Origin of the sequence: Streptomyces sp. NBC_01669 (assembly GCF_026339735.1) — a bacterium.
Taxonomy (GTDB): Bacteria; Actinomycetota; Actinomycetes; order Streptomycetales; family Streptomycetaceae; genus Streptomyces; species Streptomyces yanii.
Window position 1 is genome coordinate 3,943,130 of the sequence record NZ_JAPEQG010000001.1, and the last position, 25,330, is coordinate 3,968,459.

The following is a 25,330-nucleotide window of genomic DNA, read 5'->3' on the forward strand; positions in this document are numbered from 1 at the left end:
GCGGGCCGTGGACCGCGCTGTGCTCAATCAAGAGCGTCGGGGGTGGAACACCCACCGGGTGCCTGGCCGGCGCCCCACTTACGCTTCCCGAAAGATTCCCGTACGTCCGGCCCTCATGGGGCCGACGAGTACTGTGGGACTCGCTTCCGGTCCTCCCGGCGGGAGGCGCGCAGCATTGACACTCAACCGAGCAACCTGGTCAGTGTGCCATACGCGGCGGGAGCCTGGCCAATCCGGCCGAAGAGATTACCCCGCGGGTGTTGCGTGTCAAACCGCGGCTCAACCAACGCCCTGCGACGCGGCGGCAGGGCGCCGGGAGAACAGCAGGAGGAATATCCGCTGGAACGCCGCTCCCCCACCCTCCTACGCTGACCACGTCATCGACACGGGGGCCTCGACCGTCATGCGTACGCACTATCCACGGACACCGCATCTGCCGTGGTCCCCAGGGGCGACCACGGACGATGTACGGGTGACCGGCCTGTGCGGGTTCCGTGGCCGCGAGGTCGTCGCCACCGAGAAGCTCGACGGCGAGAACACCACTCTGTACGCCGACGGCCTGCACGCCCGTTCGCCGGATTCGGCGCCTCATCCGTCCAGGACCTGGGTCAAGGCCCTGCAGGGGCGGATCGGGCACGCTGTCCCCGCGGGCCGGCGGGTGTGCGGCGAGAACATGTACGCCCGGCACTCGATCGCGTACGAGGACCTGGACAGCGACTTCTACGGCTTCTCCGTGTGGGAGGCGGACGGGCGCTGCCTCGACTGGGACGAGACGGTGAGCTGTCTGCGCGCACTCGGCATCCCCGTGCCCAGGGTGCTGTGGCGGGGCACGTTCGACGAGCGGGCGCTGCGGGCGCTCAGCGTCGACCGGGACCGCCAGGAGGGGTACGTCGTCCGGACCGTCGAAGGATTCGCCGACGACGACTTCGCGCGGCGGGTCGCGAAGTGGGTCAGGCCCCACCATGTACGCACCGGTACGCACTGGATGCACGCGGCCGTCGTCGAGAACGGTCTGGGCCCGCACGCGCCGCTGTGGGCGGTGCGGGCGGGCGCCGGCACCGACGCGCAGGCTCTGGCCGCCGCGCTGGATGTGCCCGGCGGGGACGCGGATGCCCTCGGTCGGCTGGCCGTCGGGCAGTCGGGGGACGTCCGTCTCTCCGGCGTACTGGCTGCGCTGCTGCACGGCAGCCGGCGGTCGTGGCTCGCGCCGAAACTCGCCCCGGCGCTGGGCATGCCACTTGCCAGGCGCGTCGCCGACCTCGTCGGGCTGCATCCGGCCCTGCACCGGCCCTACCCGGACGAGGAACGGCACGCCGGTCTGGTGCGGCTGTCGTACGCCGCCGACCTGGGCGTCCTCCACGCCGTCGCACGCGCGACCGCCCGGGACGACGAGGCGCGCGATCAGGTGGAGTGGTCCGCGCTGCACGCGCAGGACGCCGGGCCGCTCGCCGGGCTGCGTGAGCAGTTCGCCGGGCTGGACACCGACACCTCGGTCCGTTGCCTGGCCGAGGCACGCGAGGCGTACGCGCTCGGACGGATCCGCACGGCCGGGGAAGCGGTCGCGGCCACCTGGCGGTGGCGGTCGGGCGCCTTACCGAAGCTGATTCAGATGGTCGGCCCGTCAGGCAGCGGCAAGAGCACGTTCGCACGGGAGCTGGCCGGGGTGGACACCCGCATCTGCCTCGACGAGCTGCGCGCGGCCCGCGGCTCCCGCGCCGACCAGAGGGCCAACGCGGATGTCCTGCGCACCGGACTCGACCGGCTGGACGCCGCGCTGGCCGCCGGCGGGACCGTGGTGTGGGACGCGACCTCACTCAATCAGCAGCAGCGTTCCCTGGTGCGCACCGTCGCCCGGCGCCGGGACGCACTCGTCACCCACGCCGTGATGCTCGTCGACGAGGACGAGCTGACCCGGCGCAACGCGGGACGCGAGCACCCGGTGCCGCCCGGCGTTCTCGCCGCCCAGCTGCACCGCTTCGCCCCGCCGTACCCGGGCCAGGCGCACCGCACCTGGTACATCGGGGCGAGCGGGACGATCGAGGAGGAGGCATAGCCGTGCGCACCAGCGAGGAGATCTACCACCGGGTGCGCTGGGACGCGCGCTTCGACCCCGCCCGCTTCGTCGTCGGCGTCAACCAGCGCGGGGCTCCGCCCGAGCGGGTCCCGCTGCCCATGTTCGTGCCGGGCGGCGACATCCCCTGGCACCGGGTGCTGTTCTTCGAGGCCGACGGCGAGGTCGTATGGGACCGGACCACGGGCGTCGACCGGATCGACGACACGGACGCCGGGCGGGTGCGGGAGGCACGCAGGCTGCGGGCGCCGTTCTTCACCGCCCGCACGCCGTACGCCTGGGACGGCGCCGACTGGGTCCCTGCACGGACGCCCCGGGGCGCCGGACCCGCGGGACGGCTGCGCGTACTGACCTGGAACACCCTGTGGGACCGCTACGACGCCGACCGCATCGACACGGCCACGCGCAGACCGCTGCTGATCGCCGCGCTTTGCGAGGCCGACGCCGACGTCATCGCGCTCCAGGAGGCCGAGCCGCAGCTGCTCACCCTGCTGCTGCGGGAGCCGTGGGTGCGTGAGGCGTACACCCTGGGGACGGCGGCGCGGGACGTCGACGCGTGCGGTCTGCTGCTGCTGTGCAGGCTGCCCGTGCGGGAGGCCGGCCACCACGAGCTCGGCCCGCACAAGGCGGTGGCGGCCCTCGTCGCGGAGACCGGCGCCGGGCCGGTCACGGTAGCCACGACCCACCTGAGCAGCGACCACTCGGAGAACGGCACACAGCGGCGCAACGCCGAACTGGCCCGGATCGCCGAGGGGCTGGCATCCCTGGACGGTGACCTCGTCCTCATGGGCGACTTCAACGACGGCACCGACGCGCCGGGCACGACGCTCGGAATGCGCGACGCGTGGAGCGAGGTCCACGGCCCGGATGACGCGACACCGACGTTCGACCCGCGCGTCAATCCGCTGGCCTCCGTCGCCTCGCTGACCGGGCGGGCGTCCCGGCTGGACCGGGTACTGCTGCGCGCGGAGGGACTGCGGGTGCGGCGCGCCGAACTCCGTGGCGACGTCCCCACGGCCGAGGGTCTGTACATCTCCGACCACTACGGCGTGCTGACCGAACTGGCCCCTGTGGACGCGGAGAGCGCCGAGGCCCTGGACATGAAGCCCACGCCCCGTACGGCACTGGCATGGATTCCGCCGCAGGAGCTCTGGCCGCCGCTGCAGGCGATCCGGCGGGACCACGACCCGCAGATCCGCCGCTGGCCGCCGCACGTCAATCTGCTCTTCGGCTTCGTCCCCGAGTACGCCTTCGAACAGGCCGCGCCGCTGCTCGCCGCCGCTGCCGCCGGGTGTGCGCCCTTCGACGCGCTGCTGGCGGGTGTGCAGTGGTTCGGGCACCGCGAGGGGGCCACGGTGTGGCTGGACCCGGCGGCCGGGGGCGGGGAACCGTGGGCCGGCCTGTGGGAGGAGCTCGTACGGCGGTTCCCCACCTGCCGCGGCCACCACGGGGGATTCACCCCGCACCTCAGCCTGGGCCGGACCAGGGACCCGCACGCCCTGGCCGCCGAGTGCGGTTGGCGGCTCGATCCGATGCCGGTCCGGGTCGGGGAGCTGGCGCTGCTGTCGCGGCGCGGCGACGAGCCGATGCGGGTACGGGCGACAGTGGCGCTGGGAACGGGCGAGGTGCGTTGGGTACCGGACGCACAGCCGACGGACGAGCCCCTCACGCCCGGACACGGAAACCCCGGACACGGGAACCCCGGCCCGGCCTCGGGCGGCGCCCGACCGGTCGCGGACGCCACCGGTGTCGTACGCCGCGTCCGCGAGGCGCTGACCGGCGGGGTCGTTCACGTCGCCGGCTCCCGGCGCATGGGCTGCGCCCTGCCCGGCGCAGATCTGGATCTGGTGGCGGCGCTGCCGGGCGATGCCGAACTGACCGTTGTACAGGCCCGGTTGGCGGCGGCGCTGCCGCACGCGGCGGACGTCCGGGAGGTGGCCGGAGCGCGGGTCCCCGGCCTGCGGGCGGACGTCGACGGCCTGCGCGTGGACCTGGTCGTGGTCCCCACCGGTCCGATGGACCCGGCGGATGCGATCGAGCGCCGAGCGGAGTTGGGCGAGGCGGCGGCGGTCGCGCTCAGCGCGGTGAGCGACGCGGAGGCGGTGCTCACCCTGGCGGGCGACCGGCAGGAGACTTTCGCGCGACTGGCCCGGGAGGTCAAGGCGTGGGCGAAGGCACGCGGCCTGGACTCGGCGCCGTTCGGCGGACTTCCCGGCCTGGCATGGGCCGTCCTGGCGGCCCGTACGGTCCGCGGGGCGGATGACCTGTCGCCCGACGGGCTGCTGCGGCACTTCTTCGCGACCTGGGCGGCCTGGGACTGGCGCGTGCCGGTGGGTACGGCGGTGCCGCAGGCACCGGAACCGCCGGTCACGATCACGACTCCGTCGGAGCCCGTACGCTCCTGCACCGACCAGGTCACGCCGGGCATGCGCGACCTGCTCACCCAGGAGCTGTTCCGCGCCTGGGAGCTGCTGGAGACGGGATCCTCCGGGCTGCTGCTGTCGCCGCCGCCGCTGCACCGCCGCCACGCGGCCTGGGCTGTCGTGGCCGTACGCCCGGGACCGGACGAGGGCCGGGTGCGCGGCCGGATGCGCGCCCTGCTCGGCGACCTGTCGGACATGGCCCCCGAGTCCCACGCCTGGCCCCGCCCCTTCGGCATGGACCCGGTCCGCTACGCGATCGGCCTCGGTCCGGTCCCTCCGGACAGCGCACTGGTCGAAGGGGTCGCGGAGCGCCGACTGCGGGGACTCACCGGGGTCACGCTCACGCGCGTCGCCGGCGGGGACGTGCCGACCCTGCGCTGACCGGGCCGACCGGTCCGTCCCACGCAAGACGGTGTGCCGGAACGCGGCCACCCGTGCGCCCGGCGGTACGGGCGGCCTTTTCCACGTAACGGGAGAGAAGAAGGAACCCCACCGGACCCCACCCCTCCCGCCCAACGTGCCGCATCACCCGCAGGGGTGAACATCGCCAACGTCACCGGTGGGGAGCCGGGCGCGGTGCCCCGGGCGTGCAGCGCCCTCACGGCGGCCGCGAACGGCCCTGAGAGAATCCGGCCATGTCTACGCTTACAAACCGGGGCTGGGCCCTGCGCCCCGCGGACCCCGCCGACGTCGAGCAGATGGCGGAGCTCCGGGCCGTTGTCATGCGCCCCGACCTGGAGCGCCTGGGCCGCTATGACGAGCATCGCGTGCGGCAGCGGCTGCGGGACATCTTCGCGCCGGAGCACACCTCCGTCGTGGTCGCCGACGGCATGTTCGCCGGCTGCGTCACCCTGCGCCCGGTCGAGAGCGGCTGGTGGCTGGAGAACTTCTACCTCTCCCCCGCCCTCCAGGGCCGTGGGATCGGCACCGCCGTCCTGCGCGGCCTGCTGGAACGCGCCGACGCCGCAGGCGTGGACGTCCGCCTGGACGTCCTCCAGGGCAGCACCGCCCGTCAGCTGTACGAACGCCACGGGTTCACCCTGGAGCGCGAGGACCCGATCGATGTCTTTATGGTGCGCCGGTCCGGCGTGTAGCCGCGACAAGCAACGCGACCGCTCCGATCCCCGTCTAATCTGCCGCGGGAAGCGGCACTGACCGGCCGCTTCGACGGGGTGAACGGACGGAGCACGGAGCGTGAGGGATCGATTCGGCCTGGGACGGGGCGGTGCCGGGGTGCGACGGCGCAGCGTCGTGGCGGCCGCCGCCGCAGCCGCCCTGATGGGCGTCGGCGCCTGTTCCGTACCGGCTCCCCGGCGCAGTGACACCATGGCGGATCCGGCACCCGGAATGGTGATCGGCGACGCCCGGCAGTCCCTGCTGATGCAGATCCTCGCCCACCCGGACGACGACCTGTACTTCATGAATCCGGACACCCAGCAGGCTCTGGACGCCGGGACCCCGGTGGTCTGTGTGTATCTCACCGCCGGTGAGGCCGTCGGCATCAACCGGATTCCCGGCGCGCCACGGCCCGCCGCCGACAAGGCGGCATACTCCTCCGCCCGGCACCAGGGGCTGCGCCAGTCGTACGCGATCCAGCTCGGGCTGCCGATGTTCACCGCCTGGCAGAAGTCCGTCATCGCGCCGGCTGACGGGCTCCGGGCCGAGATCAACACCCTGACGCACCATGGACGTCGGGTCGAGCTGATCTTCCTCAATACGGCGATGCACACCGGCCGCGGCAGACTGGGCCTGCCCAGCCTCTGGCACGACCGGGAGCTCGGCCTGCCCACCGTCGTCGCCGAGGGCTCGCCACTGAAGCGGGTGGGCTGGTACACGTACAACAGGATGATCGACGTCCTCGTCGGGCTCCTCGACCACTACCGGCCGACCCTCGTCCACACCATGGACCCGGACCCGGACATCCAGCACAGCACCGAGGCCGTCCGCCGCCGGGACAGCGAGCAGCCCGGCCACTCCGACCACCCCGACCACACCGCGACCGCCTCGTTCACCTGGGCGGCGTTGATCCGGTGGGTGGCCCGCGCCACCGGCGGCGGTGGGCCCGTGCCGCGGTTCGTCACCACGGCGTACCGCGGCTACTACAACCGGCACTGGCCGAAGAACCTGCCGTACCGCGTGCTGAAGGAGAAGGCGGCGCACCTCGTCCCGTACGGGGGCGAGGCCGACTGGCGGTGCGGGAACGTGGCGGGCTGCGGGGACTACAACGTGGGCGGCGACAGGCCGCTGACCAACCGCAAGGGCTGGGTCCGCTCCACCCATTACCGCTACCCGGGCCCCCGCCCCGCCCTCGCCGCCGGAGCGGACGGGCGGCTCACCGCGTACGGAGTCCTCGGACTGCGGGCGGTGCGGTGGCGCGAGAGCGCACCCGGCAGCGGGGTCTGGGACGATCCCGACGATCTCGGCGGCGGACCGCTGGCACCGGTGCTCGGCGGGGCGACGACGGCGGACGGCAGGCAGCTGCTGTTCGGGCTGCGCTTCGCGGCGCTCGGTGGACACGGGGCGGCCGACGAGCGGGAGATCGTGCTCCTCGAACAGAGCTCCCCGGACGGCGCCTTCCGCGCCTGGCGGGGGCTGGGCAACCCGGAGCGGGACGAGGACCGTGGCCGCAGGATCGGCGTCCCGGTGGCGGTGACGGCGTCCGACGGGCGGGTCCATCTCTTCGTACGGAACGCGGACAAGGGCGTGAGCACGCGGGTGCGGGAACCGTCCGGGCGGTGGAGCGACTGGCGGGACACGGGCGGCGGCGAGGTCCAGGACGGACTGAGCGCCGTGGTGGACGGACAGGGCCTGGTCCATGTGTTCGCCGCCGGGCATCACACGGTGCACCACTGGACGCAGGAGACACCCGGAGCCGAACTGACCGCCCATCCGCAGATCGACGGGGCGCCGGTGCCGGGCGACGGGGCGGCCGCGCAGGTCGTCGCGGACGGGTCCGTGGAGCTGCTGTACCGGGCGGCGGCGCGGGCCGCACTGACGGTCGTACGCGCGGGGGCGGCGGAGGAACGCACCGACTTCGACGGGTACGGGCCGGTGACCGTGGCCGGCTCGCCGTTCGGCCAGGTGCTGCTGGGCCGCAACGAGAAGGGCCAGATCCAGCTCCGTACCGGCGCCGGGCTGTCCGTACGCACGCGGGGAGCGGTGGCGCTCGACGGTCCCGCGCTGTACGCGGAAGGCGTGGGTCGCCCGGTGGTGGTGGGGCTGGGGCCGGACGCCCGCCCCTGGTTCTGGCGCCCGTGACGCCGCACCGGGACACGGCGAAGGGCCCCGGTCCACCGCTTGCGCGGCGGGCCGGGGCCCTTCTTGGTGCTCTGTGCGGAGCTACCAGGTCAGACAGTCAGGTAATTACTTGACGATCTTGGTGACCTGGCCGGCGCCCACGGTCCGGCCACCCTCACGGATGGCGAACTTCAGGCCCTCTTCCATGGCGACCGGCTGGATCAGCACGACGTTCATGACGGTGTTGTCGCCCGGCATGACCATCTCGGTGCCCTCGGGGAGGGTCACAACGCCCGTTACGTCCGTGGTACGGAAGTAGAACTGCGGGCGGTAGTTGTTGAAGAACGGGGTGTGACGGCCACCCTCGTCCTTCGACAGGATGTAGGCCTGGGCCTCGAACTCGGTGTGCGGCGTGACCGAACCGGGCTTGATGATGACCTGGCCGCGCTCGACGTCCTCGCGCTTGATGCCACGGAGGAGCAGACCGACGTTCTCACCGGCCTGGCCCTCGTCGAGCAGCTTGCGGAACATCTCGATGCCGGTGACCGTGGTGGTGGTCTTCTCCTGCTTGATACCGACGATGTCGACGGTCTCGTTGACCTTCAGGACACCACGCTCGATACGACCGGTGACGACGGTGCCACGACCGGTGATCGTGAAGACGTCCTCGATCGGCATCAGGAACGGCTTGTCGACGTCGCGCTCGGGCTGCGGGATCGACTCGTCGACGGCCTTCATCAGGTCGAGGACGGTCTGGCCCCACTCCTTGTCGCCCTCAAGAGCCTTGAGCGCCGAGACCTTGACGACCGGCAGGTCGTCGCCCGGGAACTCGTACTCGGAGAGGAGCTCACGGACCTCGAGCTCGACGAGCTCCAGGATCTCCTCGTCGTCCACCATGTCGGCCTTGTTCAGGGCGACGACGATGTACGGAACGCCGACCTGGCGGGCCAGGAGCACGTGCTCCTTGGTCTGCGGCATCGGGCCGTCGGTGGCGGCGACCACGAGGATGGCGCCGTCCATCTGCGCCGCACCCGTGATCATGTTCTTGATGTAGTCCGCGTGACCCGGGCAGTCGACGTGCGCGTAGTGACGCGACTCCGTCTGGTACTCGACGTGCGCGATCGAGATCGTGATACCGCGCTGGCGCTCCTCAGGAGCCTTGTCGATCTGGTCGAAGGCCGAGGCCTCGTTCAGGTCCGGGTACGCGTCGTGCAGCACCTTGGTAATGGCGGCCGTGAGGGTCGTCTTACCGTGGTCAATGTGACCGATGGTGCCGATGTTGACGTGCGGCTTAGTCCGCTCGAACTTCGCCTTCGCCACTGGGTCCTCCTGTGGAGTGGTTCTGTACGCCTTGCTTCATCGGCGCCAGGTGATCTTTGCTGGGATGCCGGGGCCGGGGGCATTCACCGCATTGCTTGCGCTCTGCGACGAATGCCCCACCAGGCTCCGGTGACAAGCCTAAAGCGTGAGCTCGGGAGAGTTACTCGCCCTTGGCCTTCGCGATGATCTCCTCGGCGACGTTCCGCGGAACCTCGGCGTAGGAGTCGAACTGCATCGAGTAGCTTGCGCGACCCGAGGTCTTGCTGCGGAGGTCTCCGACGTAGCCGAACATCTCCGAGAGGGGCACGAGGCCCTTCACGACGCGAGCGCCGCTGCGCTCCTCCATGGCCTGGATCTGGCCACGGCGGGAGTTGAGGTCGCCGATCACATCACCCATGTAGTCCTCGGGCGTGGTGACCTCGACGGCCATCATCGGCTCGAGAAGCACGGGGGACGCCTTGCGGGCACCCTCCTTGAACGCCTGCGAACCGGCGATCTTGAAGGCGAGCTCGGAGGAGTCGACCTCGTGGTAGCCACCGTCGAGAAGGGTGACGCGGACGCCGACCATCTCGTAACCGGCCAGGATGCCGAACTGCATGGCTTCCTGAGCACCCGCGTCCACCGAGGGAATGTACTCACGGGGGATGCGGCCACCGGTGACCTTGTTGACGAACTCGTAGGACGCGTCGCCACCCTCGATGGGCTCAAGGGCGATCTGCACCTTCGCGAACTGGCCGGTACCACCAGTCTGCTTCTTGTGCGTGTAGTCGATGCGCTCGACGGCCTTGCGGATCGTCTCGCGGTACGCGACCTGCGGCTTGCCGACGTTCGCCTCGACGCGGAACTCGCGCTTCATGCGGTCGACGAGCACCTCGAGGTGAAGCTCGCCCATACCACCGATGATGGTCTGGCCGGTCTCCTCGTCGGAGTGCACCTGGAAGGACGGGTCCTCCTCGGAGAGGCGCTGGATGGCGACACCCAGCTTCTCCTGGTCACCCTTGGACTTGGGCTCGATGGCGACCTGAATGACCGGCGCCGGGAAGTCCATGGACTCCAGGATCACCGGGTTCTTGTCGTCACACAGCGTCTCACCGGTGGTGGTCTGCTTCAGGCCCATGACGGCGATGATGTCACCGGCGCCCACCGACGCGATCTCCTCACGCTTGTTCGCGTGCATACGGTAGATCTTGCCGATGCGCTCCTTCTTGCCCTTGACCGAGTTCAGCACCGCGGTGCCGGCCTCGAGGCGACCGGAGTAGATCCGGACGAAGGTGAGCTTGCCGAGGTGCGGGTCGCTCGCGATCTTGAACGCCAGGCCGGAGAACGGCTCGTCGTCCGAGGGCTTGCGCTTGACGACAACCTCGGGGTCCTTGACGTCGTGGCCCTCGATGGCCTCGACGTCCAGGGGGGAAGGCAGGTAGCGGACGACCGCGTCGAGCAGGGGCTGGACACCCTTGTTCTTGAACGCCGTGCCACAGAACACCGGGGTGACGGTGACGGAGCCCGCGCCGCCCTTCGATGCGAGGGTGATCCGACGGATCGCCTCGTGCAGCTGCTCCTCGGTGGGCTCGACGCCCTCCAGGTACAGCTCCATCATCTGGTCGTCGTTCTCGGAGACGGCCTCGAGCAGCTTGCCGCGCCACTCCTGAGCTGCCTCGATGTGGGTGTCCGGGATGTCGACGGTGTCGTACATCTCGCCCTTGACGGCCTCTTCCGGCCACACAAAGGCCTTCATCGACACGAGGTCGACGACGCCCTTGAAGTCGGCCTCGGCGCCGATGGGGAGCTGCATGACGAGCGGGACCGCACCGAGGCGGTCGACGATCATGTCGACGCAGCGGTGGAACTCGGCACCCGTGCGGTCGAGCTTGTTGACGAAGCAGATACGCGGCACGCCGTAGCGGTCCGCCTGACGCCAGACAGTCTCGGACTGGGGCTCGACGCCCGCCACACCGTCGAACACGGTGACAGCGCCGTCGAGGACGCGGAGCGAACGCTCCACCTCGACGGTGAAGTCGACGTGACCGGGGGTGTCGATGATGTTGATGGTGTGGTCAACATCATTGAGCGGCCAGTGGCAGGTCGTCGCGGCGGACGTGATCGTGATGCCGCGCTCCTGTTCCTGCTCCATCCAGTCCATCGTGGCTGCGCCGTCGTGGACTTCACCGATCTTGTAAGAAACACCGGTGTAGAAGAGGATCCGCTCAGTGGTGGTCGTCTTGCCCGCGTCGATGTGGGCCATGATCCCAATGTTGCGGACCTTGGCCAGGTCAAGCGAAGTGGTGGCCATAAGGCTCAATCTTCTCTCGGTCTCGATGTGGGTAGCGACTACCAGCGGTAGTGCGCGAAGGCCTTGTTGGACTCGGCCATCTTGTGGGTGTCCTCGCGCTTCTTGACAGCAGCGCCAAGACCGTTGGAGGCGTCGAGCAGCTCGTTCATGAGGCGCTCGGTCATCGTCTTCTCGCGGCGGGCGCGGGAGTAACCCACGACCCAGCGCAGCGCGAGGGTGGCGGCGCGACCGGGCTTGACCTCGATCGGCACCTGGTAGGTGGCGCCACCGACACGGCGGGACTTGACCTCGAGCGAGGGCTTGACGTTCTCAAGCGCGCGCTTCAGCGTGATGACCGGGTCGTTGCCGGTCTTCTCGCGGAGGCCTTCCATGGCGCCGTACACGATCCGCTCGGCAGTGGAACGCTTGCCGTTGAGCAGGATCTTGTTGATCAGCGAGGTGACAAGAGGAGAACCGTAGACCGGGTCGATGATGACCGGGCGCTTCGGGGCGGGGCCCTTACGAGGCATTCTTACTTCTCCTTCTTGGCGCCGTAGCGGCTGCGGGCCTGCTTGCGGTTCTTGACACCCTGGGTGTCAAGGGAGCCGCGGATGATCTTGTAACGAACACCCGGCAGGTCCTTCACACGGCCACCACGCACGAGCACGATGGAGTGCTCCTGCAGGTTGTGTCCCTCACCCGGGATGTAGGCCGTGACCTCGATACCGGAGGTCAGACGCACACGCGCGACCTTACGGAGGGCCGAGTTCGGCTTCTTCGGGGTGGTCGTGAACACACGCGTGCAGACGCCGCGGCGCTGGGGCGAACCCTCAAGCGCGGGCGTCTTGTTCTTCTCGACCTTGTCCTGCCGGCCCTTCCGGACCAGCTGCTGGATCGTAGGCACTACTTCTCCGGTTTCTGTGTGCCGTTCGTGAAACTAACCTGGAACGTCACCGACCCACGCGGTCGGGTGTGTCGAATACTGCGGACTCCCGCCCGAGGACAGAAGGGGTACAGATCGCGGTGGCCACTGACGGACTCGCCGTGCGGTTGAGGACACGCACACGAGCCCAGGCACACCCCAGGCACAAGGTCTGAGCGTACCTACCTCACGGACTCCGGTCAAAACAAATGCTGTCCGCCGGGACACGCAGAACAGAGCGTTGCGCCCCGTTCACCACCTGGTGCAAACCAGTCGTTCCCCGCACATGCCCCGGTCACTTTCATCAGCCTCACATACTCACCGGCCGACGCGGCGCACCCCATGACGCCCCGGGCCCGCCCTGTGCACACCGTCACACCTCTTGTGCGCCATCTTCCCTCGCGGCAGTGGGCCTCCTGGCGCCAGGCTGCTGCCGCACGGCGTCCCACCGAGAGGCAGAGCATGACCGCCCCTGTGAGCCGCACGATTCTGCTGCTCGACATCGAGAAGTACAGCAACCGGGACGACTGGGGGCAGACCCATCTGCCGTCCTGTACGGGCTGCTGCTGCTCCTGCTCGTCCTCCCCTACCTGATGGCCGCCGCGCCGACTCGCGCGCCGACCGGCTCGCCGCCGCGCTCGGCTTTGCGCCGATGCTCGCCGAGGTGCTGCGCACCATCCACCTGGGTGAGAGCCAGGACGACCCGGCTGCACCACCTGCGGCCCTGTCTGCAGCCCGGACGCCGACCCCACGCACGCCGAAGGGCGGTCACCCCGTACGCAACGGGGTGACCGCCCTCCAGTCGTTCAGACCTTCGAACGACTCGCTTACTGGTTGTACGGACCGTAGTCGTAGTCCTCCAGCGGAACGGCCTGGCCGGAGCCCGTGCCGAACGGCGAGTAGTCGATGTCGTCGTAGCCGACGGCCGAGTACATCGCGGCCTTGGCCTCCTCGGTCGGCTCGACCCGGATGTTGCGGTAGCGGGCCAGACCCGTACCGGCCGGGATGAGCTTACCGATGATGACGTTCTCCTTGAGGCCGATCAGGGAGTCCGACTTGGCGTTGATCGCCGCGTCGGTCAGAACCCTGGTCGTCTCCTGGAAGGACGCCGCCGAGAGCCACGACTCGGTGGCGAGCGAGGCCTTGGTGATACCCATCAGCTGCGGACGGCCGGAGGCGGGGTGACCGCCCTCGGTGACCACACGACGGTTCTCGGTCTCGAACTTCGACCGCTCGACCAGCTCGCCCGGCAGCAGCTCCGCGTCGCCGGACTCGATGATCGTCACGCGGCGCAGCATCTGCCGGATGATGATCTCGATGTGCTTGTCGTGGATCGACACGCCCTGCGAGTTGTACACCTTCTGGACTTCGCCGACCAGGTGGACCTGGACCGCGCGCTGACCGAGGATGCGCAGCACGTCGTGCGGGTTGGTGGCACCCACGGTGAGCTTCTGGCCCACCTCGACGTGGTCGCCCTCGCCCACGAGCAGACGGGCACGCTTCGAGATCGGGAACGGCGTCTCGTCGCTGCCGTCGTCCGGGGTGACGACGATCTTCTTGGTCTTCTCGGTTTCCTCGATACGAATGCGGCCGGCCGCCTCCGAGATCGGGGCGACACCCTTGGGCGTACGGGCTTCGAAGAGCTCGACGACACGGGGCAGACCCTGGGTGATGTCGTCACCGGCCACACCACCGGTGTGGAAGGTACGCATCGTCAGCTGGGTACCGGGCTCACCGATGGACTGGGCGGCGATGATGCCGACCGCCTCACCGATGTCGACCAGCTTGCCGGTGGCGAGCGAGCGTCCGTAGCAGAAGGCACAGGTGCCGACCGCGGACTCACAGGTCAGGACCGAACGGGTCTTGACCTCCTCAACGCCGGCGCCCACCAGGGCGTCGATCAGGACGTCACCGAGGTCGACGTTGGCAGGCGCGATGACCTTGCCGTCGACGACGACGTCCTCGGCGAGCATGCGGGCGTAGACCGAGGTCTCGACGTCCTCCGTCTTGCGGAGCACACCGTCCGCACCCTTGACGGCGATCTTCAGCTTGAGGCCACGGTCGGTGCCGCAGTCCTCCTCGCGAATGATCACGTCCTGCGAGACGTCCACCAGACGACGGGTCAGGTAACCCGAGTCGGCGGTACGCAGGGCGGTGTCCGCCAGACCCTTACGGGCACCGTGCGTGGAGATGAAGTACTCCAGAACGGTGAGGCCCTCACGGAAGGACGCCTTGATCGGACGCGGGATGGTCTCGTTCTTGGCGTTGGACACCAGACCACGCATACCGGCGATCTGACGCATCTGCATCATGTTTCCTCGGGCACCCGAGTCAACCATCATGAAGATGGGGTTCGTCCGCGGGAAGTTCGCGTTCATCGCCTCGGCAACCTCGTTGGTCGCCTTGGTCCAGATCGCGATGAGCTCCTGCGTGCGCTCGTCCTTGGTGATCAGACCGCGCTCGTACTGCTTCTGGACCTTCTCGTCCTGAGCCTCGTAACCCGCGACGATGGCCTTCTTGGCCTCGGGCACGACGACGTCGGAGATGGCCACGGTGACACCCGAGCGGGTCGCCCAGTGGAAACCGGCCGCCTTCAGGTTGTCGAGCGTCGCCGCCACGATGACCTTGGGGTAGCGCTCGGCCAGGTCGTTGACGATCTCGGAGAGCTGCTTCTTGCCCACCGAGTAGTCGACGAACGGGTAGTCCTCGGGCAGCAGCTCGTTGAAGAGCGCGCGGCCCAGGGACGTACGCAGCCGGAACGTGTCGCCCTGCTGGTACTCCTGCTCGCCCTCCTCGGCGACCGGCGGCACCCAGCCACGCGGCGGGATGGTGCCCACCGGGAAGCGGATGTCGACCTGCGCCTGGAGCGACAGCTCGCCGGCGTCGAAGGCCATGATCGCCTCGGCCGTGGAACCGAAGGAACGGCCCTGGCCGATGACCTTGCGCTCCTCCTCGTCCGTGGTGAGGAAGAACAGGCCCAGCACCATGTCCTGGGTCGGCATGGTGACGGGACGACCGTCGGCCGGCTTCAGGATGTTGTTCGAGGACAGCATCAGGATGCGGGCCTCGGCCTGCGCCTCCGCGGAGAGCGGCAGGTGCACGGCCATCTGGTCACCGTCGAAGTCCGCGTTGAACGCGGTGCAGACGAGCGGGTGGATCTGGATGGCCTTGCCCTCGACCAGCTGCGGCTCGAAGGCCTGGATGCCGAGGCGGTGCAGGGTCGGTGCACGGTTCAGCAGCACCGGGTGCTCGGCGATGACCTCTTCGAGGACGTCGTACACCACGGTGCGGCCGCGCTCGACCATGCGCTTGGCCGACTTGATGTTCTGCGCGTGGTTCAGGTCGACCAGGCGCTTCATCACGAACGGCTTGAAGAGCTCCAGCGCCATCGCCTTCGGCAGACCGCACTGGTGCAGCTTCAGCTGCGGACCGACGACGATCACGGAACGCGCGGAGTAGTCCACACGCTTACCGAGAAGGTTCTGACGGAAACGACCCTGCTTGCCCTTGAGCATGTCGCTCAGGGACTTCAGCGGGCGGTTGCCCGGACCGGTGACCGGGCGACCACGGCGGCCGTTGTCGAACAGCGCGTCGACGGCCTCCTGCAGCATCCGCTTCTCGTTGTTCACGATGATCTCGGGGGCACCGAGGTCAAGGAGACGCTTGAGGCGGTTGTTGCGGTTGATCACACGGCGGTACAGGTCGTTCAGGTCGGAGGTCGCGAAGCGGCCACCGTCCAGCTGCACCATCGGACGCAGGTCCGGCGGGATGACCGGCACGCAGTCGAGCACCATGCCCTTGGGGCTGTTGCTGGTCTGCAGGAACGCGGAGACGACCTTGAGGCGCTTGAGCGCACGGGTCTTCTTCTGGCCCTTGCCGGTACGGATGATCTCGCGGAGGCGCTCGGCCTCCTCGTCGAGGTCGAAGGACTCCAGGCGCTTCTGCAGGGCAGCGGCACCCATGGAGCCGTCGAAGTACGTGCCGAAGCGGTCACGGAGTTCGCGGTAGAGCAGCTCGTCGCCCTCGAGGTCCTGGACCTTGAGGTTCTTGAAGCGGTTCCACACCTCGTCGAGACGGTCGATCTCGCGCTGCGCACGGTCGCGCAGCTGCTTCATCTCACGCTCGGCACCTTCGCGCACCTTGCGGCGCACGTCGGCCTTGGCGCCCTCGGCCTCGAGCTCGGCCAGGTCGGTCTCGAGCTTCTTGGCGCGGGCCTCCAGGTCGGAGTCGCGACGGTTCTCGACCTGCTGACGCTCGACGGAGACGTGCGCCTCCAGCGAGGGCAGGTCACGCGTACGGCGCTCCTCGTCCACGAACGTGATCATGTACGCGGCGAAGTAGATGACCTTTTCGAGGTCCTTCGGCGCGAGATCAAGCAGGTAGCCGAGGCGCGACGGGACGCCCTTGAAGTACCAGATGTGGGTGACGGGAGCGGCAAGCTCGATGTGGCCCATGCGCTCACGACGCACCTTGGCGCGCGTGACCTCCACGCCACAACGCTCACAGATGATGCCCTTGAAGCGGACACGCTTGTACTTGCCGCAGTAGCACTCCCAGTCCCGGGTCGGACCGAAGATCTTCTCGCAGAAGAGTCCGTCCTTTTCGGGCTTGAGCGTGCGGTAGTTGATGGTCTCCGGCTTCTTCACTTCGCCGTGCGACCAGGTCCGGATGTCGTCCGCGGTGGCAAGGCCGATCCGCAGCTCGTCGAAGAAGTTGACGTCGAGCACTTGTCGTCAATCCCTCTTTCGGGGTCGAGTCTCAATCAATGGTCTGAACGGGTCCGGGGAGAGCCGGCCGCCCCTGAGCAGGGCGGCCGACCAGCCCGTCAGACCTCTTCGACGCTGCTCGGCTCGCGCCGGGACAGGTCGATACCGAGCTCCTCCGCCGCGCGGAAGACGTCCTCGTCCGTGTCGCGCATCTCGATGGACATGCCGTCCGAGGAGAGCACCTCCACGTTGAGGCAGAGCGACTGCATTTCCTTGATGAGCACCTTGAAGGACTCGGGAATGCCCGGCTCGGGGATGTTCTCGCCCTTGACGATGGCCTCGTAGACCTTCACGCGGCCGGTCACGTCGTCGGACTTGATCGTCAACAGCTCCTGGAGGGCGTAAGCGGCGCCATATGCCTCCAGCGCCCACACCTCCATCTCACCGAAGCGCTGTCCACCGAACTGAGCCTTACCACCCAGCGGCTGCTGGGTGATCATGGAGTACGGCCCCGTCGAGCGAGCGTGCAGCTTGTCGTCGACGAGGTGGTGGAGCTTGAGGATGTACATGTACCCGACCGAAACCGGGTCCGGGAACGGCTCACCGGAGCGGCCGTCGAACAGCTTGGCCTTGCCCGAGGGCTGGACCAGGCGGTCGCCGTCGCGGTTCGGGATCGTGGCCTCGAAGAGACCGGAGATCTCGTCCTCGCGCGCACCGTCGAAGACGGGCGTGGCGACGTTGGTGCCGGGGGCGACCTGGTCGGCGCCGATGGCCTGCAGGCGCTTGGCCCACTCATCACCGAGGCCGGAGACGTCCCAGCCGCGGCTGGCGAGCCAGCCGAGGTGGATCTCCAGGACCTGTCCCGGGTTCATTCGGGACGGGACACCCAGCGGGTTGAGGATGATGTCGACCGGGGTGCCGTCCTCCAGGAACGGCATGTCCTCGATCGGGAGGATCTTCGAGATGACGCCCTTGTTGCCGTGACGGCCGGCGAGCTTGTCACCATCGGTGATCTTGCGCTTCTGCGCGACGTAGACGCGGACCAGCTGGTTCACGCCCGGCGGCAGCTCGTCGCCCTCTTCGCGGTCGAAGACGCGGACGCCGATGACCTTGCCGATCTCACCGTGCGGCACCTTCAGCGAGGTGTCGCGCACCTCGCGCGCCTTCTCACCGAAGATCGCACGGAGCAGGCGCTCCTCGGGGGTCAGCTCGGTCTCACCCTTGGGCGTGACCTTGCCGACGAGGATGTCACCGGCGACGACCTCGGCACCGATACGGATGATGCCGCGCTCGTCGAGGTCGGCGAGGACCTCTTCGGAGACGTTCGGGATGTCCCGGGTGATCTCCTCCGGGCCGAGCTTGGTGTCACGGGCGTCGACCTCGTGCTCCTCGATGTGGATCGAGGAGAGGACGTCGTCCTGCACGAGGCGCTGCGACAGGATGATCGCGTCCTCGTAGTTGTGACCCTCCCACGGCATGAACGCCACGAGCAGGTTCTTGCCGAGCGCCATCTCACCGTTCTCGGTGGCCGGCCCGTCGGCGAGGACCTGGCCCTCGATGACCCGGTCGCCCTCGGAGACGACGACCTTCTGGTTGACCGAGGTGCCCTGGTTGGAGCGCGAGAACTTGGCGATGCGGTACGTGGTGTACGTGCCGTCGTCGTTGGTGACGGTGATGTAGTCCGCGGAGACCTCCTGGACGACACCGTCCTTCTCGGCCTTCAGGACGTCACCGGCGTCGGTGGCGCAGCGGTACTCCATGCCCGTGCCGACGAGCGGAGCCTCCGACTTGATCAGCGGCACCGCCTGACGCATCATGTTCGCGCCCATGAGGGCACGGTTGGCGTCGTCGTGCTCCAGGAAGGGGATCATCGCGGTGGCGACGGACACCATCTGGCGCGGCGAGACGTCCATGTAGTCGACGTCGTCGCCCGGGATGTAGTCGACCTCTCCGCCACGACGGCGGACCAGGACGCGGGGCTCGGTGAACCGCATGTCCTCGGAGAGGGTCGCGTTCGCCTGGGCGATGACGTAACGGTCTTCCTCGTCGGCCGTGATGTAGTCGACCTCGTCGGTGACCTGGCCGTCGACGACCTTGCGGTACGGCGTCTCGATGAAGCCGAACGCGTTGACACGTCCGTACGAGGCGAGCGAACCGATCAGACCGATGTTCGGACCTTCAGGGGTCTCGATCGGGCACATGCGTCCGTAGTGGGACGGGTGCACGTCACGGACCTCGAAGCCGGCCCGCTCACGGGAGAGACCACCCGGGCCAAGTGCCGACAGACGGCGCTTGTGGGTGAGACCCGACAGCGGGTTGTTCTGGTCCATGAACTGCGACAGCTGGCTGGTGCCGAAGAACTCCTTGATGGAGGCGACGACCGGCCGGATGTTGATCAGGGTCTGCGGCGTGATCGCCTCGACGTCCTGGGTCGTCATGCGCTCACGCACGACGCGCTCCATACGGGCGAGACCCGTACGGACCTGGTTCTGGATGAGCTCGCCGACGTTGCGCAGACGGCGGTTGCCGAAGTGGTCGATGTCGTCGGTCTCTACGACGATCGTCCGGCCGGACTCGCCGACCGTCTCGGTCTCCCCGGCGTGCAGCTTGACCAGGTACTTGATGGTCGCGATGACGTCGTCGGTGGTGAGCACCCCGGCGTCCAGCGGCTCATCGGCGCCGAGCTTCTTGTTCACCTTGTAGCGTCCGACCTTCGCGAGGTCGTAGCGCTTCGGGTTGAAGTAGAGGTTCTCGAGCAGCGTCTGAGCAGCCTCGCGGGTGGGCGGCTCGCCCGGGCGCAGCTTGCGGTAGATGTCGAGCAGCGCGTCGTCCTGGCCCTGGGTGTGGTCCTTCTCCAGGGTGGCACGCATGGACTCGTACTCGCCGAACTCCTCGAGGATCTGCTCGGTGGTCCAACCGAGAGCCTTCAGGAGAACGGTCACGGACTGCTTGCGCTTGCGGTCGATGCGGACACCGACCATGTCGCGCTTGTCGATCTCCATCTCGAGCCAGGCACCCCGGGACGGGATGATCTTGGCGGAGAAGATGTCCTTGTCGGACGTCTTGTCGATGGAGGAGTCGAAGTAGACACCCGGCGAGCGGACGAGCTGCGACACGACGACACGCTCGGTGCCGTTGATGACGAAGGTGCCCTTGTTGGTCATGAGCGGGAAGTCGCCCATGAAGACCGTCTGGGACTTGATCTCGCCGGTCTCGTTGTTGGTGAACTCGGCCGTGACGAAGAGCGGGGCGCCGAACGTGAAGTCGCGCTCCTTGCACTCGTCGATCGAGTTCTTCGGGGGCTCGAAGCGATGGTCGCGGAACGTAAGCGACATCGACCCGGAGAAGTCCTCGATCGGTGAAATCTCCTCGAAGATTTCCTCCAGGCCGGACTTGGTGGGGACGTCTTGTCCACTGTCCAGAGCAGCCTCGACGCGAGCCTTCCAGGCGGCATTGCCGAGGAGCCAGTCAAAGCTCTCGGTCTGCAGCGCGAGGAGGTTCGGAACCTCGAGGGGCTCCTTGATCTTTGCAAAAGAGATGCGCAGCGGGGCGGTGCTGGCACCGTTGTTCGTATTCGCGGTCGAGGCGTTGCGCGAGGCGGCCAAGAGGGGGTCCTTCCGAGGGCTCGGACTCACTACGCGCGTACCGGTCCCAAGTTGGACACGGAGACAGAAATCCCAGGTCAGGGAGGATCGGCCATCGGTGCTCAAGCGTGGGCATGCCCCTGGTGACGGGCAGGAGGCAGCTAACAGGCAGCGCAAAGGGTCAGTGTAGCCAAACGGCACACTGATGTCCAGTCCGGGTTCTCAGAGACCCTTGTAGCTCGCAACAGCTGTTCTCAACACCTATGAATCGCCCTCGCGCGGAACGCGCTCTTCTTTACTGCCCTCTTCGTCACCGATCCATGCCTCGGATTCGGATCGATGTGACGACGCGTCCTGAGAATTGCGCGCCGCGTGCGGTTCGTCAAGGCCCCCCTGCCAGGACAGGGCCCCCGAGACCGTCACCCGCCGCATCTCGGCATCGGCCGACGGCCCCGAGAGGCGTACGGCGAAGATCACCATACTCGTCAACCACGGAAGAGCAAGGCAACCGTCTCGGGTACGCCGAAGGGCGACCACCCGTACGGGTGGTCGCCCTTGGCGATGTGACGTCCGTGCCGTGCGGCACGAGCAGTCCAGACGAGTCAGAAGACTCGCAGGGTCACTTGACCTCGACCGAGGCGCCAGCGGCCTTGAGGGACTCGGCAGCCTTCTCGGCGGCCTCCTTCGCGACCTTCTCGAGGACCGGCTTCGGGGTGCCGTCGACGAGGTCCTTGGCCTCCTTCAGACCCAGGGAGGTCAGCTCGCGCACGACCTTGATGACCTGGATCTTCTTCTCGCCGGCGCCGGTGAGGATGACGTCGAACTCGTCCTGCTCCTCGACGGCCTCGGTGGCGGCAGCAGCGCCACCGGCGGCGGCAACGGCGACCGGAGCGGCAGCCTTGACGTCGAACTTCTCCTCGAACGCCTTGACGAACTCGGAGAGCTCGATGAGGGTCAGGGTCTCGAACTGCTCGAGCAGCTCGTCCTGGGACAGCTTCGCCATGATGGCGTCCTTCCACTAAGTCGGCAGGTGCCGGGTGTATATGAAGGCGGGCGTACGGGCCCGCTGCGAGCCGTGGGGCGGAGTGTTACTCCGCCACCTCGGCGTCGGCGGGAGCCGGCGTACCGGCACCGCCCTGCTCGACCTTGGCGCGAAGGGCGTCCGCAGTGCGGACGAACTCCGACAGCGGGGCCTGGAACGTCGCCGCGGCCTTGGCCATCGACGCCTTGATTCCACCGGCCACCTTGGCGAGCAGAACCTCGCGGGACTCGAGGTCCGCAAGCTTCTTGATCTCATCGGCGGACAGCGCCTTACCGTCAAGGACACCGCCCTTGATGATGAGGTTCGGGTTGTCCTTGGCGAAGTCACGAAGACCCTTCGCCGACTCCACCGGGTCACCGGTGACGAAGGCAACCGCCGTCGGACCTGCGAACAGGTCGTCCAGCGTGTCGATCCCGGCCTCGTTGGCCGCAATCTTGGTCAGCGTGTTCTTCACCACGGCGTACTGGGCGTTCTCACCGAGCGAACGGCGCAGCTCCTTGAGCTGTGCCACGGTGAGACCCCGGTACTCGGTCAGCACAGCGGCGTTCGAGCTGCGGAACTGGTCCGCGAGCTCGGCTACCGCGGCAGCCTTGTCGGGCCTTGCCATGAGCGTCGGCCTCCTTCCGGGTGATGAGGACCGCTCAGAAGGGGCCGGGAAAGACGAAACGCCCCGGCACAAGTGCCAGGGCGCAGCTCGACCGGACAGAGTCCGGGAGCTTTCCACAGTCACCTGCGCAGGTCGTCCGCACTCAACGGATCCTTCGGTCACTGCTCCCCCTTGCGAGAGCGCAGCAACGACCAGCGGTCTTTGGCTTCTGTAGGAGAGTACGCGACCGGGGTCGCGCCGAGCAAATCCGTCCCGGTTCGGGCGGTGCGGGAGGTTTAAGACGCGCCCGCGGTGCTGCCCTGCTGCTGCTCCACGAGCTTCTGGAAGTCGACCGTGACCCGGGTGCCGTAGTCGCTGCAGAACACCGCCCGATCCAGCTCTCCGGTCTTCATCCGGCCGCGCTCGGTCTTCTTCACCAGCAGGTCGTTCTTGTCGACCCAGATGTCGACCTTCTCCGTCGCGATGCCCGCGCCGCTGAGCTGCTTCTTGACGGCGGCGATCGGATCGACACGCACACAGGCCGTTGCCGCGGTCCCCGCTCTTCCCGCCGCCGGCGTCGTCCCCTGCGCCACAGGCCGCGACCGATGTCAGCGCCGCTGCCACCGCGTCTGCCACCGCGTCGACAGTCCCACGCGCCGCACGGTACTTGTCCTCATGTCCGTTCCCCCCTCGTCGCACTGTCGCCCCGTACCGGCGCGGGGCCGGACAGCTGCTCGTACGTACGGACACGAGGACGGGCCCCGCACCTCGAAAGGTTGCGGGGCCCGTCAATGTCACACGTGACACGGCTTTCGTACGAGCGCGGAGGCTCAGACGGCGGCCGGGTCCTCCTCGACGAGGAGGTTACGGGTGCGGTTGGCGTCCAGCGGGATGCCGGGGCCCATCGTGGTGGCCAGGGTGGCCTTCTTGATGTAGCGGCCCTTGGCGGCGGACGGCTTCAGACGGAGGATCTCCTCCAGCGCCGCGGCGTAGTTCTCGACCAGCTTCGTGTCATCGAAGGAGACCTTGCCGATGATGAAGTGCAGGTTCGAGTGCTTGTCGACGCGGAACTCGATCTTGCCGCCCTTGATGTCGTTGACAGCCTTCGCGACATCGGGGGTGACCGTACCGGTCTTCGGGTTCGGCATCAGACCACGCGGACCGAGCACGCGGCCGAGACGGCCGACCTTGCCCATGAGGTCCGGAGTGGCGACGACGGCGTCGAAGTCCAGACGGCCCTTCGCCACCTCGTCGATGAGCTCGTCGGCGCCGACGATGTCGGCGCCCGCGGCTTCCGCGGCCGCAGCACGGTCACCGGTCGCGAAGACCAGGACCCGGGCGGTCTTGCCGGTGCCGTGCGGGAGGTTCACGGTGCCACGGACCATCTGGTCGGCCTTGCGCGGGTCTACACCCAGGCAGAACGCGACCTCGACGGTGCCGTCGAACTTCGTGGTGGCGGTGTCCTTGGCGAGACGGACGGCCTCGAGGGGGGCGTAGTTCCGCTCCCGGTCGACCTTGGCGTCCGCAGCGCGGAGGTTCTTGCTGCGCTTCACTTCTGCTCCTGTGGTTTCAGGTATGGAGGCGTGGTACGGGCCAGCGCTTGGCCCTGCCACTGAAGGACTACGGGGCTGATCAGCCCTCGACCGTGATGCCCATCGAACGGGCGGTGCCGGCGATGATCTTCGACGCGGCGTCCAGGTCGTTGGCGTTCAGGTCGGGCAGCTTGACCGTGGCGATCTCGCGGACCTGGGCGCTCGTGAGCTTCGCGACCTTGGTCTTGTGCGGCTCGCCGGAGCCCTTGTCCACACCTGCGGCCTTGAGGATGAGCTTGGCAGCCGGCGGGGTCTTCGTCACGAAGGTGAAGGAGCGGTCCTCGTAGACCGTGATCTCCACCGGCACGACCATGCCACGCTGCGACTCGGTCGCGGCGTTGTAGGCCTTGCAGAACTCCATGATGTTGACGCCGTGCTGGCCGAGCGCGGGGCCGACCGGCGGGGCCGGGTTGGCCGCACCGGCGTTGATCTGGAGCTTGATAAGCCCCGTGACCTTCTTCTTCTTGGGAGGCATTGCTCTCTCCGGGTCCTAGTGAGAGTTTTTCGCCGTCATCCGGTCATCCGGATGCAGGCATACCGCACAACGATAACGGGTATAGCTGCGCGACCAAAAACCGAGCAGGTCAGAGAAGCTGCGAAGCCTCTCTGACCTGCTCGGGTAGGCATGTGTCCAGGAGTCGGCGGAAACCGCTAGTTCTTCTGGATCTGGTCGAAGCTGAGCTCGACCGGGGTCTCGCGGCCGAAGATCTCGACGAGACCCTTGACCTTCTTCGAGTCGGCGTTGATCTCGTTGATCGTCGCCTGCAGCGTCGCGAACGGGCCGTCGGTGACGGTGACGGAGTCGCCCACCTCGAAGTCCAGCACCTGGACCTCGACCTTGCGGGACGGAACCGGCTTGCCCTCGGCCTCCGCGGCCTCGCGGGCGGCCTTCTCCTCGGCCTCCGGGGCGAGCATCTTGACGATCTCGTCCAGGGTCAGCGGGTACGGGTCGTAGGCGTTGCCCACGAAGCCGGTCACGCCGGGCGTGTTGCGGACGACGCCCCAGGACTCGTTCGTCAGGTCCATGCGCACCAGGACGTAACCCGGGAGCTTGTTCTGACGGACGTTCTTCCGTTCGCCGTTCTTGATCTGGACGATCTCTTCCTCGGGCACCTCGGCCTGGTAGATGAACTCCTCGACGTTGAGCGAGACGGCGCGCTGCTCCAGGTTGGCCTTCACACGCTTCTCGTAACCGGCGTAGGTGTGGATGACGTACCACTCACCGGGGAGACCGCGGAGCTCGTCACGGAGCGCGGTGACGGCGTCGACGGGAGCGGCCGGCTCGGCCTCTTCCTCGGCCTCCTCGTCGCCCTCGGACGCGCTGTCCTCGTCCTCGGAGTCGGTCTCGTCCTCGGAGTCGGTCTCGTCCTCGACGTGCAGGGCGACCTGCTCGGCGGCCTCGTCGGCTTCGGCCTGGTCCGGCTCCACAGCGTCCGCCGCCTCGACGATCTCGAACTCGTCCTCGGCGGACTCGACGTCGCCCGCCGTCGCGTCGACGGCGTCGTTCAGGTTCGGGTCAGACACGGTGGCTGCTTCTTCCTGGATACAAATGGGTGGAACATGCGAAAGGGGCGCCCT

At 68.2% G+C, this 25,330-nt stretch carries 16 protein-coding genes and 1 pseudogene; 5 read left to right on the plus strand and 12 right to left on the minus strand.

Annotated features, from left to right (window positions below; translation table 11 throughout):
- Nucleotides 1-403 precede the first annotated feature (403 nt).
- The 4 genes from OG972_RS17445 to OG972_RS17460 all read left to right on the plus strand — a co-directional run bounded on the left by OG972_RS17445 (nt 404) and on the right by OG972_RS17460 (nt 7,752).
- Nucleotides 404-2,053: an RNA ligase family protein gene (locus tag OG972_RS17445; RefSeq protein ID WP_266982602.1), complete on the plus strand. Its 1,650-nt coding sequence runs from the start codon at nt 404-406 to the stop codon at nt 2,051-2,053.
- A gap of 2 nt (nt 2,054-2,055) precedes the next feature.
- On the plus strand, nt 2,056-4,875 hold the full coding sequence (locus OG972_RS17450; RefSeq protein WP_266982604.1) for a poly(A) polymerase: 2,820 nt from the start codon (nt 2,056-2,058) through the stop codon (nt 4,873-4,875).
- Between the two features lie 254 nt (nt 4,876-5,129).
- Entirely contained in the window at nt 5,130-5,588 is a 459-nt protein-coding gene (locus tag OG972_RS17455; protein ID WP_266982606.1) for a GNAT family N-acetyltransferase, read from the plus strand.
- 184 nt (nt 5,589-5,772) lie between these two features.
- On the plus strand, nt 5,773-7,752 hold the full coding sequence (locus tag OG972_RS17460) for a PIG-L family deacetylase (protein ID WP_266990541.1): 1,980 nt from the start codon (nt 5,773-5,775) through the stop codon (nt 7,750-7,752).
- Nucleotides 7,753-7,857: 105 nt separating this feature from the next.
- Here the strand turns inward: OG972_RS17460 and tuf are convergent, their stop codons facing one another.
- The 4 genes from tuf to rpsL form a co-directional block, all read right to left on the minus strand.
- Nucleotides 7,858-9,051, minus strand: a complete 1,194-nt coding sequence (gene tuf, locus OG972_RS17465; RefSeq protein WP_266358734.1) for an elongation factor Tu — start codon at nt 9,049-9,051, stop codon at nt 7,858-7,860.
- A gap of 160 nt (nt 9,052-9,211) precedes the next feature.
- A complete protein-coding gene (gene fusA, locus OG972_RS17470) occupies nt 9,212-11,341 on the minus strand; it encodes an elongation factor G (RefSeq protein ID WP_030914122.1) in 2,130 nt (709 codons plus the stop codon).
- 38 nt (nt 11,342-11,379) lie between these two features.
- Nucleotides 11,380-11,850 carry a 30S ribosomal protein S7 gene (rpsG, locus tag OG972_RS17475; protein WP_030977935.1) on the minus strand — a complete coding sequence of 157 codons (471 nt, stop codon included), beginning with the start codon at nt 11,848-11,850 and terminating at the stop codon, nt 11,380-11,382.
- A 2-nt stretch (nt 11,851-11,852) separates the two neighbouring features.
- A complete protein-coding gene (rpsL, locus tag OG972_RS17480; RefSeq protein WP_003948652.1) occupies nt 11,853-12,224 on the minus strand; it encodes a 30S ribosomal protein S12 in 372 nt (123 codons plus the stop codon).
- A 480-nt stretch (nt 12,225-12,704) separates the two neighbouring features.
- On the opposite strand from rpsL, the gene OG972_RS17485 reads away from it, so the two are divergent.
- Entirely contained in the window at nt 12,705-12,836 is a 132-nt protein-coding gene (locus OG972_RS17485; RefSeq protein WP_266982610.1) for a hypothetical protein, read from the plus strand.
- A gap of 233 nt (nt 12,837-13,069) precedes the next feature.
- Here OG972_RS17485 and OG972_RS17490 read toward each other — a convergent pair whose 3' ends face one another.
- The 8 genes and pseudogenes from OG972_RS17490 to nusG form a co-directional block, all read right to left on the minus strand.
- Nucleotides 13,070-16,969, minus strand: coding sequence for a DNA-directed RNA polymerase subunit beta' (locus tag OG972_RS17490; RefSeq protein ID WP_266982612.1), 3,900 nt, complete (start codon nt 16,967-16,969; stop codon nt 13,070-13,072).
- Nucleotides 16,970-17,067: 98 nt separating this feature from the next.
- Nucleotides 17,068-20,553 carry a DNA-directed RNA polymerase subunit beta gene (rpoB, locus tag OG972_RS17495; protein WP_266982614.1) on the minus strand — a complete coding sequence of 1,162 codons (3,486 nt, stop codon included), beginning with the start codon at nt 20,551-20,553 and terminating at the stop codon, nt 17,068-17,070.
- A 598-nt stretch (nt 20,554-21,151) separates the two neighbouring features.
- Nucleotides 21,152-21,535 (minus strand): 50S ribosomal protein L7/L12, encoded by a 384-nt coding sequence (rplL, locus tag OG972_RS17500; protein ID WP_266982616.1) that lies wholly within the window; start codon nt 21,533-21,535, stop codon nt 21,152-21,154.
- Between the two features lie 85 nt (nt 21,536-21,620).
- The gene (gene rplJ / locus OG972_RS17505; RefSeq protein ID WP_037687992.1) at nt 21,621-22,181 is read right to left on the minus strand and encodes a 50S ribosomal protein L10; all 561 of its coding nucleotides are present in this window, start codon (nt 22,179-22,181) and stop codon (nt 21,621-21,623) included.
- 275 nt (nt 22,182-22,456) lie between these two features.
- Nucleotides 22,457-22,687 (minus strand): annotated as a pseudogene (locus OG972_RS17510) (hypothetical protein); the annotation flags it as partial.
- A gap of 303 nt (nt 22,688-22,990) precedes the next feature.
- Entirely contained in the window at nt 22,991-23,713 is a 723-nt protein-coding gene (gene rplA / locus OG972_RS17515) for a 50S ribosomal protein L1 (RefSeq protein ID WP_037687990.1), read from the minus strand.
- Nucleotides 23,714-23,792: 79 nt separating this feature from the next.
- On the minus strand, nt 23,793-24,227 hold the full coding sequence (rplK, locus tag OG972_RS17520; RefSeq protein WP_030914099.1) for a 50S ribosomal protein L11: 435 nt from the start codon (nt 24,225-24,227) through the stop codon (nt 23,793-23,795).
- A 176-nt stretch (nt 24,228-24,403) separates the two neighbouring features.
- Nucleotides 24,404-25,276, minus strand: a complete 873-nt coding sequence (nusG, locus tag OG972_RS17525; protein WP_266982619.1) for a transcription termination/antitermination protein NusG — start codon at nt 25,274-25,276, stop codon at nt 24,404-24,406.
- Nucleotides 25,277-25,330 lie beyond the last annotated feature (54 nt).

Coding starts and splice junctions, on each gene's coding strand:
- OG972_RS17460 (WP_266990541.1), top strand. CDS start 5,773: ATGGGCGTCGGCGCCTGTTCCGTACCGGCTCCCCGGCGCAGTGACACC.
- rplL (WP_266982616.1), bottom strand. CDS start 21,535: ATGGCGAAGCTGTCCCAGGACGAGCTGCTCGAGCAGTTCGAGACCCTG.
- OG972_RS17445 (WP_266982602.1), top strand. CDS start 404: ATGCGTACGCACTATCCACGGACACCGCATCTGCCGTGGTCCCCAGGG.
- rplJ (WP_037687992.1), bottom strand. CDS start 22,181: ATGGCAAGGCCCGACAAGGCTGCCGCGGTAGCCGAGCTCGCGGACCAG.
- OG972_RS17485 (WP_266982610.1), top strand. CDS start 12,705: ATGACCGCCCCTGTGAGCCGCACGATTCTGCTGCTCGACATCGAGAAG.
- fusA (WP_030914122.1), bottom strand. CDS start 11,341: ATGGCCACCACTTCGCTTGACCTGGCCAAGGTCCGCAACATTGGGATC.
- rplK (WP_030914099.1), bottom strand. CDS start 24,227: ATGCCTCCCAAGAAGAAGAAGGTCACGGGGCTTATCAAGCTCCAGATC.
- rpsG (WP_030977935.1), bottom strand. CDS start 11,850: ATGCCTCGTAAGGGCCCCGCCCCGAAGCGCCCGGTCATCATCGACCCG.
- OG972_RS17455 (WP_266982606.1), top strand. CDS start 5,130: ATGTCTACGCTTACAAACCGGGGCTGGGCCCTGCGCCCCGCGGACCCC.